General features: G+C 41.2%; 3 protein-coding genes. 2 read left to right on the top strand and 1 reads right to left on the bottom strand.

The genetic code is table 11. The features are described from left to right. Positions 1-47 precede the first annotated feature (47 nt). Both G604_RS0112615 and G604_RS0112610 read left to right on the top strand, forming a co-directional pair. Positions 48-395, top strand: a complete 348-nt coding sequence (locus G604_RS0112615; RefSeq protein ID WP_028910861.1) for a hypothetical protein — start codon at positions 48-50, stop codon at positions 393-395. 89 nt (positions 396-484) lie between these two features. Further along, entirely contained in the window at positions 485-1,408 is a 924-nt protein-coding gene (locus tag G604_RS0112610) for a helix-turn-helix transcriptional regulator (protein ID WP_081657777.1), read from the top strand. A 59-nt stretch (positions 1,409-1,467) separates the two neighbouring features. Here the strand turns inward: G604_RS0112610 and G604_RS0112605 are convergent, their stop codons facing one another. Beyond that, positions 1,468-1,869, bottom strand: coding sequence for a hypothetical protein (locus G604_RS0112605; RefSeq protein WP_028910859.1), 402 nt, complete (start codon positions 1,867-1,869; stop codon positions 1,468-1,470). Positions 1,870-2,012: the final 143 nt, after the last annotated feature.

Genomic DNA, 2,012 nt, shown 5'->3' with positions numbered 1-2,012 from the left:
TCTGCTGCTGTCATAACATTACGGTTTGATTTATCGCCGCAAAGATAATGAATCAAAATGATCCACACAAGGCTGCATCGCGGATACGCTTACATCGCACAAAGGACATCAGCCTTTCTAAGCTTGAAACATTGGCTGATTTCTTTGGCATGCCCCTGGATTACTTCCGGAAAAACAGCAAGTTCAAGACTAACAACGTTGCCGGTAACAATAACTTTGTCGGCAATGTGTCTATCAGCACCAACCTGATGCTGGAGAACCAGTCTCTCAGGAAAGAACTGGAAAGCAAGGATGCTATCATTAGGGCAAAGGACGAGACCATTGAAGCTCTTCGCCACATGAACAAAATGTTGCAGGCGCAGGCAAATAACAGTATAAAGAAAGATGGAGAATAGACATCATCGCAAACTGTCTATGCTTTCTATACTGCTTTACGCAGTATGTGATATTTGAAAAAGATGCTCACTCATATCTGAAAAAGAATATGGCAAGATCTACTATGGCTACATATGTCTGGCTTATCAGCCTGTTGAACAGGCGGGGTAAGATGACACTTGATGAGATCTCTCATGCATGGGAGAATTCTTCTTTGTCTTATGGTAAGGAGCTCGCACGCAGTACTTTCAACTATTGCAGAAATGCTATACATGAGACTTTGGGGATAGCAATTGTTTGGGACAAGAAGAGTAAAACATACTCTCTAAGGCAAAACTTCAATTCTTCGGATGCTGTAAAGGATTGGTTGATAGACTCGTTCACAACACTGAATCAGCTGTCAATGAACAGAGATATCGAAAAACGCATTATGTTTGAGGATGTACCCTCAGGTCGAGAATACCTTGTCGATATGATTGAGGCCATGAAAAATAATGAGGTACTGGACATCACGTATGAGGGATTCTACAGTGAAGACGGGCCAAAGAGATACACTTTCAAGCCTTATGGGATGAGAATCTTTCGCAGCAGATGGTATGTTGTTGGGGCAAAAGAGGACAATGATTTCATCTTTTCTCTTTGTCTTGACCGAATAATCGAGTTGGAACCTACAGGAAGAAAGTTCGTACTACCTAAGGGCTTCTCCTTAAAAGGATATTACAGAGGCTGTGCGGGTGTCATAGCAGACAGCAAGGTACCGATAGAGCATATTGTTTTGCGCGTGAGAAAGCTTCCTACAGTCAGTTATCTCATCAGTCTACCACTTCATCAGTCCCAACAGTTAAAGAAAAACAAGGATGGGAGCTATGATTTCTCATATGACGTAAGACCGACCTTCGATTTCCTGCAGTCTATCATGATGCTTGGGGATGAAGTGGAAGTTGTCAGCCCTGAGAATGTAAGGGCGGATATCTGTGAGAAAGCAAAGGATGTCGTAAATCTGTATGAAGGAATGCAAGCTACCAAGAAGTAGCTTGTATTCCCAAAGGGACCATGGTATATCTGACAGATTGCATAACCAGCCAGGACTATCTACAAATCAACACATATAACTGATATTAAATTGTTGCTTAGTCTTTCGTGATGGTGCCCATGAAGTCCCCTAAATCTCGAGTTTATATTCCTAGGGTTCTTTTTGATGTTTGTATCTATATTTGTTGTCTTCAATCCGCCCAAAGCAACAATTAGGTGCAATTCGTCTTTGGGCAGGTCAATTGGCTTCGCCCACCAATTAAACCTTTTACCGTAACAGTCAGCCAGTTCCTCTAATGCCTTCAGTTCGTAGGTTATGAAGGAATTTTCGTTGTATAGGATACAGCATGTCATTATTTTGGCTTTGAAGGCCTCGCCGGTCATGAATATTTTATATTTCTTGAGCTCCTGCAATGCCGTCCTGATTTTATCTCTTCTACCATGAACAGTAATGTCAAACAATACAGGGTTGGTTGAATGTATGCATTTAACAATGTTCGAATAAAAATCATCATGGTGAATTCAACTAGCAAGTGCAAATTTAAGAAATATTTTTGACAAAGGCTTCATCAGGCGAGAGAAATTTCAATTTAGCTCTTGGTCTT

Source organism: Prevotella sp. AGR2160 (assembly GCF_000424185.1).
Taxonomy (GTDB): Bacteria; Bacteroidota; Bacteroidia; order Bacteroidales; family Bacteroidaceae; genus Prevotella.
This window is presented reverse-complemented; position numbering and strand designations above follow the sequence as displayed.